The organism is Rhodococcus sp. 5A-K4 (assembly GCF_046097995.1).
Taxonomy (GTDB): Bacteria; Actinomycetota; Actinomycetes; order Mycobacteriales; family Mycobacteriaceae; genus Rhodococcus_F; species Rhodococcus_F erythropolis.
In genome coordinates this window covers 215593-229871 of record NZ_JBJURM010000004.1, presented here as the reverse complement: position 1 = coordinate 229871, position 14279 = coordinate 215593, and the positions used below count along the sequence as shown (strand labels likewise).

Sequence of the window (14279 nt, the reverse complement as noted above, 5' to 3'; positions counted from 1 at the left end):
CGTCATCCGGTTCGGGTGATGCGCCTGCGGGCAAACGGGTCCATGCTTGGAAGGTATCCGTACCGCGACTCGAGTAAGGAACGAAACCCAATGTCTTCCAATCTGTCTCACAAGGCCTACATGATCGGTGCCGGCATCGGAAACCTCTCGGCTGCCGTCTATCTGATTCGAGACGGTGAGTGGAACGGTGAGGACATCACCATCATGGGCCTGGACATGCACGGAGCGAACGACGGCGAATCCGCCGCTACGTTTCAGCACCAGTACGGCCATCGCGAACTCGGTAACGACGCGGGTTTCATCAACCGCGGCGGCCGCATGCTCAACGAGGAAACCTACGAGAACCTCTGGGACATATTGAGTGCGGTTCCGTCGCTGGACAACCCGGGAAAGTCGGTGACGGATGACATTCTCGACTTCGACCACGCGCACCCCACGCATGACGTCGCACGGTTGATCGACCGAGACGGTATTCGCAACAAGGGCGAGAACGATTACAAGCACATGCAATTCGACAACAAGGACCGGTACTTGTTGACGAAGCTGATGACGATGCCGGAGTCGGACGAGGCAAAACTCGACGACATCAGCATCGAGCAGTGGTTCGAGGACACTCCGCACTTCTTCACCACCAACTTCTGGTACATGTGGGAGACCACTTTCGCTTTCAAGCGGGTGAGTTCGGCGATGGAGCTTCGCCGGTACATGAACCGAATGATTCTCGAGTTCAGCCGCATTCAGACGCTTGCGGGTGTCACCAGGTCCCCGTACAACCAGTACGAGAGCATCATCTTGCCGATGCGGACCTTCCTCGAAGGTAAGGGCGTGAAGTTCGTCAACGAACTGAAGATCACGGAGTTCGTGTTCAAGGACACCCCGCTTCGAGACGAGATCATCGTGACGGGACTCGATTACGAGAACGTCCGCACCGGCGAGAAGGGCCGAATCGACGTGGCGGAAGGCGATTTCGTCTTCGACACCAACGGCAGCATCACCGACAGTTCGTCGATCGGCGATCTCGACACCCCGATCGTCGAAGACATGAGATACGCACCGAGTGCGCTGCTGTGGAAGCAGGCCACCGAGCATTTCTACGATCTCGGGAATCCCGACAAGTTCTTCGGGGACCGGGCGCAGAGTGAGTGGACCAGCTTCACCGTCACCACTTCGTCACATGAGCTCATCAACGAGATTTCCCGAATCACCAAGCAGCTCCCCGGAAATGCACTCAACACGTTCGTGGACTCGAACGTGCTTCTGTCGATCGTGGTTCACCATCAGCCGCACTACCACGCGCAGAAGGAGAACGAAGGAGTCTTCTGGGGTTACTGTTTGTTCCCGCGCAAGGACGGCGACTACGTGAAGAAGCCGTTCATCGAGATGACCGGCCGGGAAATGCTGGAAGAGACTCTCGGGCATCTCGAGGCACTCGACGAGAGCGGTGCGCTCGCCGCGCGCCGACAAGAGATTATGGACAGCGTCGTGAATTCGATTCCCAGCCACATGCCTTACGCCAGTGCGCTGTTCAATCGGCGAGCCGTCGGCGACCGGCCGCTGGTGGTGCCGAAGCACTCCAAGAATCTGGCCTTCATCAGTCAGTTCGCGGAGTTGCCGTTCGACATGGTGTTCACCGAGCAGTACTCGGTGCGCTGCGCTCAGGTGGCCGTCTACAAGTTCCTGGGGATTCCGGAAGACAAGCTCACCAAGATGCATCACTACGAGAAGGATCCGAAGGTCCTCGCCAAGGCCGCAGTGACGATGTTCCGCTGAGGGGTGCTCAGCGACCGTGCCGCTTCTCGTAGTCCTCGCGAGTGCGATCGGCACGGCGCTGGGCCTTCTCGTCGAGCAATTCGGGATCGAGTCCGTGACTCAGCAGTCGGTGACGGCGGTAGATGGTCCCGAGCGCCACGACGAAGTACGCGAGCGGGATGAGCAGCAAAGCCATCATGGCCAAGGGAATCCAGATCGGTCCCGGAATCAACAGGAACAGCAGAAGAATCAGCGTCGCCGGCACGGTGAAACGAATGATGTAGCGAGCCTGCGCACCCGGTCCGACCAGATCGTTCCGCACCCAGTCCTGGTACCGGTCGGGGAGCGTCTTCCCCAGGAGGTATCCGCAGTACTGGGGAAAGTTCGGGCGAGTCTGTTCGGCCATGGTCTCCAGGATAGTGCCTGGTACTGCCGCTTACGCCGGTGCCTTGAACGTGCGTCGGTAGGCGCTCGGTGAAACGCCGAGCGCCTCGTTCATGTGTTGACGCATCGATGTCGCGGTCCCGAAGCCGGTTCGAGCTGCAATTGCATCGATCGACAGATCGGATTCCTCCAGCAATTCACGTGCCCGATCGACACGTCTGCTGGTCAACCAGCGGTTCGGTGTGGTTCCGACTTCGTCGCGGAATCGACGACTGAAGGTGCGGACGCTCATGTTGGCACGCGTCGCCAGGTCTGCCAGCGTGATCGGATCGCCGAGATGTTCGAGGGCCCAGTGCCGAGCGTCGGCAGTCGATTCCGAAGGCTTGTCGGCCAGTGGGCGGCGGATGTACTGCGCTTGGCCACCGTCGCGCCACGGCGGTACGACGCAACGCCTCGCGACGGTGTTCGCCACTTCCATGCCGTGGTCGCGCCTGACGATGTGCAGACAGAGATCGACGCCTGACGCCACGCCGGCCGAGGTCAGGATGTGGCCTTCGTCGACGAACAGCACGTCGGGATCCACGTTCACCTTGGGATAGACACGCTGGAAATGGTCGGTGTTGCGCCAATGTGTCGTGGCGCGGAGTCCGTCGAGCAAACCGGCCGCGGCGAGGATGTACGAACCGGTGCAGATCGAGACCAGCCGGGTCCCCGGGCGGATGTGTTCGAATGCTGCGGCCAATTCGGGGGAGAGATAACCCTCGTCGAAGGCCGGGCCCAATTCGTACGACGCCGGGATGACGACGGTGTCGGCGGTGGCGAGCAACTCGCTCCCATGGTCGACCGAAATGCTGAAGTCAGCGTCGGTCTGCACGGGATTGCCGTCGACGGTGCACGTCAGGATCTCGTACAGCGGCCGATCCTCGACGTCGAGGGCACGTCCGAAGATGCGCGCCGGGATGCCGAGTTCGAAGGGGATGACTCCATTCAGAGCCAGTACGACGACGCGATGCGGACCAGACATGGCTTGATTCTTTCATATATTGGCAATCTGGCCACTGTTCTCGATCGAATCCGAACTGCAGAATTCTCTCTGTGACTTCTGAGACCGCTCTCCCCGAATCAGGCCAACAGCAGGTGAGCCCGCCGCGCTTTCACCGCGCCTGGTCCGTCGCGATCGTGGCATTCCTGGCGTTGGTCGGTGCGGCGAGCTTCCGCGCTGCCCCATCGGTGCTGATCGATCCGCTGCACGAAGATTTCGGGTGGTCGCGCGCCAGCATCTCGGCGGCCGTCTCGGTCAACCTGATTCTGTACGGGTTGACCTCGCCGTTCGCTGCTGCCTTGATGGAGAGGTTCGGTATCCGGGCGGTCGTCACCTCGGCGTTGGCGCTCATCTCGCTCGGCAGTGGTCTCACCATCTTCATGACCTCGAGTTGGCAGCTCATTCTGCTGTGGGGTGTCTTCGTCGGTCTCGGTACCGGTTCGATGGCGCTGGCGTTTGTCGCCACCGTCGTCGATCGCTGGTTCGTCGAGAAGCGTGGTCTCGTGACCGGCATCCTGACGGCCGGTGGTGCTGCCGGTCAGCTGGTGTTCCTTCCGGTCCTGGCGAAGATCGCGGAAACGTACGACTGGAAGAGCGTCGCCTTCACAGTTTCGTTTGCCGCACTGGCCGTTGTGCCGTTCGTTCTGCTGTTCCTGCGTAACTATCCGTCAGACGTGGGTACGACGCCTTACGGAGCGCCCGCCGATTACGCCCCACCAGCCAAGCCTGTCTACCAGCGCGGCGGTGCCGGAGGCCGGGCGATCTCGGTGCTGGTGATGGCGTCGAAGACCAAGGTGTTCTGGCTTCTCGCCGGTACCTTCGCGATCTGCGGCGCGAGCACCAACGGCCTGATCGGCACGCACTTCGTCCCGGCGTCGCACGACCACGGAATGCCGATCACGACGGCTGCGTCCCTCTTGGCGTTGATCGGAATCCTCGACATGGTCGGCACCATTGCTTCGGGTTGGTTCACCGACCGGATGGACTCGCGAAAACTTCTCGGCATCTACTACCTGTTCCGCGGAATCTCGCTGCTCTTTCTGCCGTTGTTGCTCGCCAACACTGTGAATCCACCGATGATCGCGTTTGTCATCTTCTACGGGCTCGATTGGGTGGCGACGGTTCCGCCGACCGTCGCGCTGTGCCGTCAACACTTCGGCGCCGACGCCCCCATCGTGTTCGGTTGGGTGCTGGCATCGCACCAGATCGGTGCAGGTCTGGTGGCCTTCTTGGCCGGCCTCGTTCGTGATCAGATCGGCTCGTACGACGCTGCATTCTTGGTGGCCGGCGCGCTCTGCGCGATCGCTGCAGTCATGTCGTTGTTGATCGCAAAACGTCCGAAAGAGGCAGTATTGGTTGACTCTGTCTGATTCGGCACTGTGATCGGTACCACCGACGGGGTAAGTTGTGTGTAACTCCAAGAACTACTCACCAGTAGGGGTACTGAAATGCCTGCTCCGTCCGCTGCGACCTTCTCGCGGCTCGCCGATCTGATCGCCATCGACAATGTTGCCGATCGCCCGACGAAGTCCATCACCGAGGTGTTCACCGGCAAGGAGCTGGCGACCATCCCCGTTGGCACCGCCGACGACGCACTTGCGGCCATCGCCCGTGCCCGCGTCGCCCAGAAGGAATGGGCCAAGCGCTCCGTCCTCGACCGCGCTGCCGTCTTCCACCGCTACCGCGATCTCATCCTGGAGAACCGCGACGCCCTCATGGACATGGCTCAGGCCGAGACCGGAAAGTCGCGTACCGCAGCTCAGGAAGAAGTCCTCGACATCTCGATGACGTCGCGTCACTACGCACGTGTGGCGCCGAAGCTGCTGCGCCCGCGTCGCGTCTCCGGCATGCTTCCGGGTCTGACGAAGACCGTCGTCCGCTACCAGCCCAAGGGTGTCGTCGGCGTCATCTCGCCGTGGAACTACCCGATGACGCTGGCCGTGTCCGACGCCATCGCCGCGCTGCTCGCGGGCAACGCCGTTGTCCTCAAGCCGGACAGCCAGACGCCGTACTGCGCGCTCGCCTGCGTCGAACTGCTCTACAAGGCGGGACTGCCCCGCGACCTCTTCGCCGTGGTTCCCGGACCGGGCTCCGTCGTGGGCACCGCGTTGGTCGAGAACACCGACTACCTCATGTTCACCGGTTCCACCGCGACCGGTCAGCTCCTCGCCGAGCAGGCCGGCCGTCGACTGATCGGCTTCTCCGCCGAACTCGGTGGCAAGAACCCGATGATCGTCGCGGCCGGCGCAGACCTGCGCGAGGTCACCGACGCCGCTGTGCGTGCGTGCTTCTCCAACTCCGGTCAGCTGTGCATCTCCATCGAGCGCATCTACGTCGAAGAGTCCATCGCACCCGAGTTCATCCGTATGTTCGGTGACCGCGTCAAGAAGATGAACCTCGCCGCTGGTTACGAATTCGGAATCGAGATGGGCAGCCTCGTCTCCGAGGCCCAGGTCAAGGCAATCTCCGCGCATGTCGACGACGCAGTGGTCAAGGGCGCCACCGTCATTGCCGGCGGCAAGGCCCGCCCGGACATCGGACCGCTGTTCTACGAGCCCACGCTGCTCACCGGGGTTCCCGAAGACGCCGAGTGCTACCGCGACGAGACCTTCGGGCCGCTCGTCTCGATCTACCCCGTCAAGGACGTCGAAGAGGCCATCGCTGCGGCCAACGACACCGAGTACGGCCTCAACGCCAGTGTGTGGGCGGGAAGCAAGGCTGCCGGCGAAGCCATCGCAGCGCGCATCCACGCCGGCACCGTCAACGTCGACGAGGGTTACGCACCCACCTGGGGCAGCACCGCAGCACCGATGGGCGGCATGGGTGTCTCGGGCGTCGGTCGTCGTCACGGCGCCGAGGGGCTGATCAAGTACACCGAGCCGCAGACCGTTGCCACCACCCGCGTCATGAATCTCGGTGGACCGCGCGGACTTCCGGCCAAGGTGTGGGCAAAGCTCATGCCTCACGCCATCAAGATCATGTCCTGGGTTCCGGGCCGGTAACGGGTGGAAACCGCCAGCGCGTACATCGAGGCAACTCCGGTATCGGTGTGGAAGGTTGTCAGCGACATCGAAGGTATGGGTCGCTTCAGCCCTGAAAACACCGGTGGAACATGGACTTCCGGAACCCCGGGCACCGTGGGCGCAAAGTTCAAGGGCACCAACAAGCACGGCCTGATTCGGTGGAGCACGCACTGCACGGTGGTCGACGTGGTCGACTGCCGGAAGTTCTCCTTCGAATCGGACGAGCCGAAGGCTCGGTGGACGTACGTGCTCGAGCCTTCGGGAACGGGCACTGTGCTTACCGAGACTCGTGAGATCTATGCGAAGCCTGCGCTTTACGTCCGCATGATGTCGGGTAGCGGCCTGCTCGGTCGGGGTCGAGATCAGCTGATGCAGACCGGAATGGAAACCACTCTGGCGCGCATCAAGGCGTTTCTGGAGAGCTAGAAACATACACAAGTGGGGCTGCACTCGATTCGAGTGCAGCCCCACTTGTGTTGCTGCGGATCAGTTTGCAGTGGTGACAAGCGCGGCGTCGACGAGCGCGGTGTAGACACGCTCCGGCTCTTCGGCGATGCGATTGAGTACGTACAGCCACCACTGTGTTCCGAAGATGACGTATTCGCGTGTGGTGAATCCCGCGGCTCGGAGTGCGTCCAGTTGCTCGGTACCGAGACCGAGCAGCATCTCGAACTCCACGTGGTCGGCTCTGAGCTTCGAATCATGCTCGGCGCGTAATGCTTCGAGGATGTCGCGGTCATGCGTCGCGATGGAAACCTGGTGACCCGATTCGACGATTCGGGCTGCGTAGTCGAGATACGCGCTTCGCAGTTCGGCACTACCGCGCGGGTAGCCGACGGATTCGGCTTCGAGGAAGGCGCCCTTCACGAGACGGATGCGGCCGGGTCGGTCCAGCAGAGCGGCGAGATCCTTTGCGGTCCGGTGCAGTCGGGCCTGAACAGTGATCCCCACGTGAGTGAAGCGCTCGGCCAGCCGCGCGTGCATGTCGAGGACCAGGTCGGTGCGATCGGACGCTTCGGCGGAGATGATCAGCTCGGCACCTGCGCGTTCCGTGGTCTCGGCCAGGCGCACGACATTGCGAAAGCACTGCTCCGGATCGATCACCAAGCCGATGTGCGAGAGGTCGAACGACACGGTGCTCTCGACACCCGACGTGCCGATTCGTTCCGCGAGTTCCACGAAAACATCGGTTTCGGCGTTCGCGAGCTCGGGATCCCGGACGCTTTCCCCGGTGTATTCGATGCTCGCCTTGTGTCCTCGCGCGAAGATCGAGGGGAGGCGGTCGAAAGCGTCGTCGATGGTTTCGCCGCCGATGTAGCGGGCGGCGACTTTCCGTGCGAGTGCTGCAGTCGCAGCGTCCGCCATGGTGCGTTCTTTCAGGGATTCGTCGAGTGCGAGGCGGCGTAGGACGTCCGCGGCCTGGGCTTGTAGATCCGTGTTCACGGCTTCAGCGTATCCGGACGAGAGTGCGGGAATTATTCTCCGGACCCTTGCGTTCGATCTATTGTCGATATATCGTCGATACGTCAAACAAACACAGACAGTCCAGGAGGACAACATGTACGCCCCACACAACAACCCAGAAATGCAAGAACGTCGCGAGCATGGCCGCCGAGGCCCGCATCGCGGACACGGTTTCCGTCGAGGATTCGATGGAGAGCGCCCCGAGGGTCGCTTCGAAGACCGAGCAGAAGGACGCCCCGAAGGCCGACGCGGTCGGCCCGACCAGCGCGGATTTGGTCGACCCGACCAGCGTGGACACGGCCGCCCTCACTTCGGTGAAGCCGGCGCAGCGCTCCGTCCCGCGATGGGTCTACTCCGAGGTGCCGCTGTCGCGGTAGCCGCAGGTGGGACCGCTGAGCAGGTCGCCAAGGCAGAGGCAATTCTTGCCGAGGCACGCCGTGCACTGTTCGAGATGCTCGCGGAAAAGCCGGCTGACGTGCAGCAGGCTCACGCAGAATCTACCGACACACTGCCGGCAGAGTGATCACGGCGCTCAGGCGCCGACGGTGACTTCCTCGCTGTTCATGCCGGAAACGTGGCCGTCGGCGCCCTCTCGCCAGTACCCGACAACATTGTGCTTGTCGCGAGCAATTCCTCGAACTTCCCTCAGATGCTTACGAATACGACGGCTGGTTGCGCTTTCGCACGCCACCCACGCGTAGATGTCGGCCGATTCGGATTCGGGAAACTCGATCTTCTCCACAGCCTCGAACAGCGCGCTCGGCGCCTTTCCGAGGCCACTCCCCACGAGCCACGTGTACGTGACGTCGCCGCGAGTGACAAATTCCTGTCGATCCTCTTCGGTTTCGACCTCGATGATCGCCTGTGCGACATCGCCCTCTCGAAGTTCTTCGACAATCCTGCCCAGTCCGGGGAGACCCGTGGCGTCTGCGACCAGCAGCTGCCAGCGAGGACCCGCCGGTGCTTGGTAGTGGGACCGCGAACTGTCCGACCAGAAGACGCCTAGTAGGTGACCTGGTTCGGCCCGCAGGGCCCAATCCGCTGCAATACCGCCAGGGTGCACGACGAAGTCGATGTCCAGACGTCGGCCGCCGTCGTGCACCTTGCGCACGGTGTAGTGCCGCCACGGTGGCTCGGTTCCGAGATCGGCCTTGCCGTAGTCGGGATTGTTGAAGTAGTCGTAATCTGCTTCTGTTTCACCGGGTTTCGGGAACGCGATATCGATGCGCTCGTCGCCTTGTCCGCCGGTCGGCCAGTGCCAGTCGCCTTCTGCCTCGATGCTGATTCGCCGCATGTGCGGGGTCAGGGACGTGACGGTGACAACGCGGGCGGGTTCGCAGAAAGACATTCCTCGACCCTATTGGTCCTGCGTGTCGAAGTGGAGACAGATGCTGTCGCAAGACGGACATCGAGCGCAACCGAAAATGCCAGCGTATGCCCCGAGGCATGGTTCTTCCCCGGTGCATACGCTGGCATTTTCAGTTATGCCCGTTCAGGCGGCTGTCGGTGGGCTGTTCCCACCGATCGGATGCTGATACGGGTCAACGGACATCGGCGGATAGAACACCGACTTCCGATCCGGGCCGATCTCGACACGCCACTCGGTGTGGTGCAGTGTCCGGTGGTGATGACCGCACAACAGAATCAGATTGTCGAGATCCGTTGGGCCACCATCGTTCCAGTGAACGATATGATGAGCATCGCACCACCCCGACGGAGTCCCGCACCCTGGGAACGCGCACCCACCATCCCGAACTGCCAACGCCCGCCGCTGCGGCACCGTTGCTGTTCTCGCTTCCTTACCGCAGTCGAGCGGAACACCATTCTCGTCCAACAAGATCCGGGTGACGGTGCAGTCGCAGGCGAGCATCCGTGCGGTGTCGATACTGATCGGGCCCACCCAGTCCGTCCATGCGAACCCGAGTTCCTCCGTGGACGGCAGGAGGTCTTTCAAGGCTTGCAGATCGGTCATGTCTTTCGCCGATGCGGTGACCGTGATGTGTGGTTTCACGCCGCCCTCGATCGGACCCAACCCCGCCCGCTCGTACCGGCGCAACAACTCGCAAAACCCGTCCGCCCGCCGTAATGCAGGAGTACGGGTGTCCTTCACGCCGTCCTTCTCCGGTGTCGGAGCCGACAGACTCGACAACAACGTGATCAGACGGGCCCCGTTCACAGCATCCAAGTCACCCTTCACCGACACCCGCCCGTACAAGCCTTTCGAGGCGTAAAACTCGTTCCGTTCCGAATCTTCCCCGACCGGAACACCGTCCTCACGCTTGCCAAATTGCTTCTCGATCCGCCGAATCGCCGCCCGCACCGCATCACAATCGGCAATCTTCTTCGACGCCAACCGAAGCAGAATCCCGCGGGCCTTGTCCACATCCGCCGGGGTCATGTTTTTGGGTGGATGCTGACAAAACGACGCCACCTGACGGGCTTTCAACGCATCGACATCACCACGATGAAACGCATCCGCGACAACAGGTTCGAGCATCAACAACCGCGCCAACCCGACCAGCAGACTGCACTCACCGATCTCCAGATTCGTCGAACCGTGCAACCACTGCGCGATCGCCCGAAAGCCCCTCCCGCCGAGAACCTCCCGGGAAAACATTTCAACGATCAGCAACACCATCCGCGACTGCAACTCGTGCCGGGCGCGCACCAGATCGAGAACCTCACTCTTGAGGTCCTCACCATCCAGCTGCCACGCTTCCCGACTGTCCATGAAGCAATCATATTCGAACAGAGTTTCGAACACAAGAGAATTGCAAGCGAAAATTACTGCTGTCCAGCTACTTTCGACAATTCGGACAAACGTCAGATCGAACCCAACTCCCGCGCACGAGCTACCGCCGACGTCCGCGACTTCACGCCCAACTTGCCGAAGATGTGGACCAGATGCGATTTGACCGTGGTCTCGCTCAGGAACAGTTCTTTGCCGATCTCTCGGTTGGATCGACCCGCCGCCACCAACTTCAGCACTTCGATTTCCCTTGGACTAAGGCTGGTTTCGGGTTTGCGTACCCGAGTCATGAGCTTCGACGCGATGGCAGGGGAGAGAACGCTGTCCCCGCTCGCAGCGGCGCGGACGGCCGACAGCAACTCGACCGGGGGTGTGTCCTTGAGCAGATAGCCGCTGGCTCCGGCTTCGACGGCGCTCAAGATATCCGCGTCCGTGTCGTAGTTGGTCACAACGAGTACGTGCGGCGGATTCGGCAGCGCGCATACCGCGCGGGTGGCGTCGACCCCGGTCTTGCCTGGCCCGAACCGCAGGTCCATGAGCACGAGGTCGACCGGCGTGGTGGCGCAGAAGGCTATGGCTTCCTCGGCGGTCCCTGCTTCGCCGACCACCTCGATGTCGGATTCGCTTTCGAGTAGCGCTCGCAGCCCGGCGCGCACGATCGCGTGATCGTCGGCGAGCAGCAGGCGGATCACTGTTCACCGACATCGAGGGGAAAGGTCACCGCGACGGCCGTGTGTCCCGGCTCCGACTCGATGGAGAACGTTCCGCCCTGCAGTTCGACGCGTCGTCGAATTGCGTTGAGGCCAAAAGATTCCGCCGGTCCACGTTCGAGAACTTCCACGTCGAAGCCGCGGCCGTTGTCGACCACGTCGAGGCTGACGGTGTTGTCGGAATACGTCAGTGTCACAGCCATTCTGGTTGCATCCGCGTGGCGGAGAACATTGGACACCGCACCCTGGGCGATGCGCACCAGTGTTGCTTCGAGGGGCATCGGCAGCCGGATTGCCTCACCCTCGACCACGGATCGTGCTTCCAGTTCGGGACTGCTCGCGCGTTCACAGATTCGACGAAGCGCATCGGCGAGCGACTGACCGTCCAGGGCCGCGGGTGTCAATTCGGCGATGAGTTGGCGGGTTTCGGCAAGACTGTCCGCTGCGGTTTCCCGTGCGAGGCTGATCTGCCGGATGGCCGGGCTCTCCGGATCGGCGCGTTCGGCAGCGTGAAGGAGCATCTGGATGCTCGAAAGTCCTTGGGCCACGGTGTCGTGGATCTCGGCTGCGAGCCTTTCACGTTCGGCGAATTTTCCGGCATCGCGAGACGTCGACGCCAATTCTTCACGGGTGTTCATCAATTCGTCGATGAGACGTCCGCGCTCGGCTGCCTCGCGGTAAAGCGCCTGATATCCGAGACCGATAGCAACGGCTACGGCGGCGCCGATGATCGGGCCGACGGCGCCGGCCACTGTCCACCCGCGATGCAATCCGGTGCCGATCACGGCGACAGCCGTTGCCGCGGTGACGGCCAGCAGGCTCCAGGGGCGCCGCAGAATATGGAGATAGAGGAAGAAGAGTCCGAACGCGAGGTAGGCGGCGTCGGCGGATACCGCCATCGTCGCGATCCAGACGAGGGTCAGCACGGCGAGCCACCAGCGGGCAGCGTTGCCGCGCAGCCTTTTGGCAACCCCGAAAAGATAGACGGCAACAAAGATCACGGCCAACGCGATGATTGTTGCGGTGAGGTCGGATTCGTCGATCAGCGCTCGAAGAAACACCACACCGGCCAGCGCCATGACAAGGACATGCAGGCCCAGTTGTAGGCCGGCGAAGACAGGCGTGAGCGGAGATCGGTGCATCTCGCCCAGCTTAGCGAGGTTCGGGCCTGGTTCATCCATCAAAAGTTGTAAACCGGGATGGTTCTTTCGAGCGCTGGAATGTCGATCCGAGGTGCGATGGAAAGAGTCTGCATCCGCGAGAGCGTAGAGGCAAGCACAGGAAAGGAATTCACAGTGTTTGTCGCAATGAGGGACTTACGGGCAGCGCGAGGTCGTTTCGCGCTGATCTCCGTCGTGGTTCTGTTGGTTGCACTTCTCGTCAGTTTTCTCAGCGGGTTGACTGCAGGACTTCGCCATCAGAACGTGTCGGCCATCGAGGCCATGAATGCCGACACGGTGGTGTTTGCAGACACCGGAGCTGGGGCGTCGTTCGACGAGTCGGCGCTCACACAGGACCAGGTCAACGCCTGGGCCGGGGCCGCGAAGGATGTCGATCCCATCGGAATCGGCCGCGGGAAGGCAGGATTGGCCGACGGAAATCAGAAGTCGGTGGCCCTGTTCGGTGCTGACGGCGGATTCGGTGACGTGACGCCGTCGGCGTCAGGCACGGTGGTGTTGAGCGAAGGTGCCGCCCGCGATCTGGGGGCGGGCGCCGGCGATCAGGTGAGCGTCGGTACGCAGCAGTTCACCGTCAGCGACGTTCGCGGTGACGACTGGTACAGCCATTCGCCCGTCGTCTGGATGACGCTCGGTGACTGGCAGGCGGCCAATCCACGCGGCGGCGTTGCGACAGTACTGGCTGTCACCGGAGCCTCTGACGCTTCCGCAACGGACAAGTCAGCCGCGACGACGTCGACGACGGTCAGCGGTTCGCTCGACGCGATCGGTTCGTACAAATCGGAGAACGGGTCGTTGACCCTGATGACGCTCATGTTGTTCGCGATCTCGGCCCTGGTGATCGGTGCGTTCTTCACGGTGTGGACGATCCAGCGAACCCCGGACATCGCGACGTTGAAAGCGCTCGGCGCAACCACCGGTTCTCTGGTGCGCGACGCACTGGGTCAGGCCCTCATCGTCCTGATTGCCGGCGTCACCGTCGGAATCGGGCTGACGGCCGTAGCCGGTTCGCTGATCGGAGACGCCATGCCGTTTGTCCTGGACGCATCGACCACCGTCGTACCTGCCGTGGCATTGATCGGACTCGGCCTGCTCGGCGCGGCCTTTGCACTTCGATTCCTCTCGACCACTGATCCACTCACAGCATTGGGGAGCGCACGATGACCATGACAACCGGCACCACAGTTCTCGACATCCAGAACGTCGATCTGACGTTTCCCGACGGGCAATCGCGGGTGACGGCGCTGGACGACGTGTCTCTGCGACTGCACCGCGGCGAGATCGCCGCGATCACCGGACCTTCGGGTTCAGGCAAGTCCAGCCTGTTGGCGGTGGCGTCGACCCTGATCCGTCCGGATTCCGGGCACGTCTATCTCCGGACGCCGGAAGGCAGCACCGACATCGCGGCGCTGAGTCGGCGGGCGGCGTCGGAGCTGCGACGCTCGTCGATCGGAATCGTCTTCCAGCAGTCCAACCTCGTGTCGTCGTTGACGGCTCTGGAACAGCTCGAGGTGATGGCGCATCTGGGGCAGTCCGTTTTCACGTCACGGACCCGTCGCAAGGCCGTGAAATCAAAAGCGATGGATTTGCTGGACGCTGTCGGGCTCGCGGATCAGAGCGGAAAACGACCGTCTCAGCTGTCGGGTGGGCAGCGACAGCGCGTCAATCTCGCGCGAGCATTGATGAACGATCCGCAGCTTCTGGTGGTCGACGAGCCCACCAGCGCGCTCGATCAGGAGCGCGGTGCCGCTGTCATGGATCTGATCATCGGGGTGGTGCGGGAACACGAGGCGGCAACCCTTCTCGTGACACACGACCGAAGTCACCTGTCTCGGATGGATACTGTCTATCGTGTTGTTGACGGTTCCTTGGCGGAGGACCAGGAGGCGCTCGCGGCGTAACTCAGGCGGGCACGATTCGGGCATTCGTCACTGCATCCGGGCGGGAAGTCAACCCGCGATTTGCTGGGCAGTTAGACTG

The 14279-nt window shown here is 62.2% G+C and carries 14 protein-coding genes; 7 read left to right on the top strand and 7 right to left on the bottom strand.

Annotated elements, in window-relative coordinates:
• The first annotated feature begins 18 nt into the window (after positions 1-18).
• Positions 19-1770 carry an oleate hydratase gene (locus ACKAMS_RS07850; RefSeq protein WP_306294060.1) on the top strand — a complete coding sequence of 584 codons (1752 nt, stop codon included), beginning with the start codon at positions 19-21 and terminating at the stop codon, positions 1768-1770.
• Positions 1771-1777: 7 nt separating this feature from the next.
• On the opposite strand, the gene ACKAMS_RS07845 is transcribed toward ACKAMS_RS07850, so the two are convergent.
• Together ACKAMS_RS07845 and ACKAMS_RS07840 are read right to left on the bottom strand one after the other, a co-directional pair.
• Entirely contained in the window at positions 1778-2155 is a 378-nt protein-coding gene (locus tag ACKAMS_RS07845; protein ID WP_003943558.1) for a DUF5313 family protein, read from the bottom strand.
• A 30-nt stretch (positions 2156-2185) separates the two neighbouring features.
• Entirely contained in the window at positions 2186-3157 is a 972-nt protein-coding gene (locus ACKAMS_RS07840) for a GlxA family transcriptional regulator (RefSeq protein ID WP_092765217.1), read from the bottom strand.
• A gap of 71 nt (positions 3158-3228) precedes the next feature.
• Between ACKAMS_RS07840 and ACKAMS_RS07835 the strand changes: the two genes are divergently transcribed.
• The 3 genes from ACKAMS_RS07835 (at position 3229) to ACKAMS_RS07825 (ending at position 6624) form a co-directional block, all read left to right on the top strand.
• Complete coding sequence (locus tag ACKAMS_RS07835) at positions 3229-4545, top strand: MFS transporter (RefSeq protein WP_030536659.1); 1317 nt, start codon at positions 3229-3231, stop codon at positions 4543-4545.
• Between the two features lie 78 nt (positions 4546-4623).
• Positions 4624-6177, top strand: a complete 1554-nt coding sequence (locus ACKAMS_RS07830) for a succinic semialdehyde dehydrogenase (RefSeq protein WP_003943578.1) — start codon at positions 4624-4626, stop codon at positions 6175-6177.
• A 3-nt stretch (positions 6178-6180) separates the two neighbouring features.
• Positions 6181-6624 (top strand): SRPBCC family protein, encoded by a 444-nt coding sequence (locus ACKAMS_RS07825; RefSeq protein WP_020905677.1) that lies wholly within the window; start codon positions 6181-6183, stop codon positions 6622-6624.
• A gap of 60 nt (positions 6625-6684) precedes the next feature.
• On the opposite strand, the gene ACKAMS_RS07820 is transcribed toward ACKAMS_RS07825, so the two are convergent.
• Positions 6685-7641 carry a proline dehydrogenase family protein gene (locus tag ACKAMS_RS07820; RefSeq protein ID WP_020905678.1) on the bottom strand — a complete coding sequence of 319 codons (957 nt, stop codon included), beginning with the start codon at positions 7639-7641 and terminating at the stop codon, positions 6685-6687.
• A 115-nt stretch (positions 7642-7756) separates the two neighbouring features.
• On the opposite strand from ACKAMS_RS07820, the gene ACKAMS_RS07815 reads away from it, so the two are divergent.
• Positions 7757-8185: a hypothetical protein gene (locus ACKAMS_RS07815; protein ID WP_408988839.1), complete on the top strand. Its 429-nt coding sequence runs from the start codon at positions 7757-7759 to the stop codon at positions 8183-8185.
• Between the two features lie 9 nt (positions 8186-8194).
• Here the strand turns inward: ACKAMS_RS07815 and ACKAMS_RS07810 are convergent, their stop codons facing one another.
• The 4 genes from ACKAMS_RS07810 to ACKAMS_RS07795 form a co-directional block, all read right to left on the bottom strand.
• Entirely contained in the window at positions 8195-9010 is an 816-nt protein-coding gene (locus tag ACKAMS_RS07810; RefSeq protein ID WP_166501594.1) for a siderophore-interacting protein, read from the bottom strand.
• A 144-nt stretch (positions 9011-9154) separates the two neighbouring features.
• Positions 9155-10393 (bottom strand): DUF222 domain-containing protein, encoded by a 1239-nt coding sequence (locus tag ACKAMS_RS07805; RefSeq protein ID WP_408988838.1) that lies wholly within the window; start codon positions 10391-10393, stop codon positions 9155-9157.
• A 92-nt stretch (positions 10394-10485) separates the two neighbouring features.
• Positions 10486-11103 carry a response regulator transcription factor gene (locus ACKAMS_RS07800; protein ID WP_019746299.1) on the bottom strand — a complete coding sequence of 206 codons (618 nt, stop codon included), beginning with the start codon at positions 11101-11103 and terminating at the stop codon, positions 10486-10488.
• Positions 11100-12302, bottom strand: a complete 1203-nt coding sequence (locus tag ACKAMS_RS07795) for a sensor histidine kinase (protein ID WP_021332670.1) — start codon at positions 12300-12302, stop codon at positions 11100-11102. Before ACKAMS_RS07795 ends, ACKAMS_RS07800 begins: the two co-directional genes overlap by 4 nt.
• Positions 12303-12416: 114 nt before the next feature.
• On the opposite strand from ACKAMS_RS07795, the gene ACKAMS_RS07790 reads away from it, so the two are divergent.
• Both ACKAMS_RS07790 and ACKAMS_RS07785 read left to right on the top strand, forming a co-directional pair.
• Complete coding sequence (locus ACKAMS_RS07790) at positions 12417-13463, top strand: ABC transporter permease (RefSeq protein ID WP_060938783.1); 1047 nt, start codon at positions 12417-12419, stop codon at positions 13461-13463.
• Positions 13460-14200 carry an ABC transporter ATP-binding protein gene (locus ACKAMS_RS07785; RefSeq protein WP_020968047.1) on the top strand — a complete coding sequence of 247 codons (741 nt, stop codon included), beginning with the start codon at positions 13460-13462 and terminating at the stop codon, positions 14198-14200. The genes ACKAMS_RS07790 and ACKAMS_RS07785 overlap by 4 nt, the downstream gene beginning before the upstream one ends.
• Positions 14201-14279: the final 79 nt, after the last annotated feature.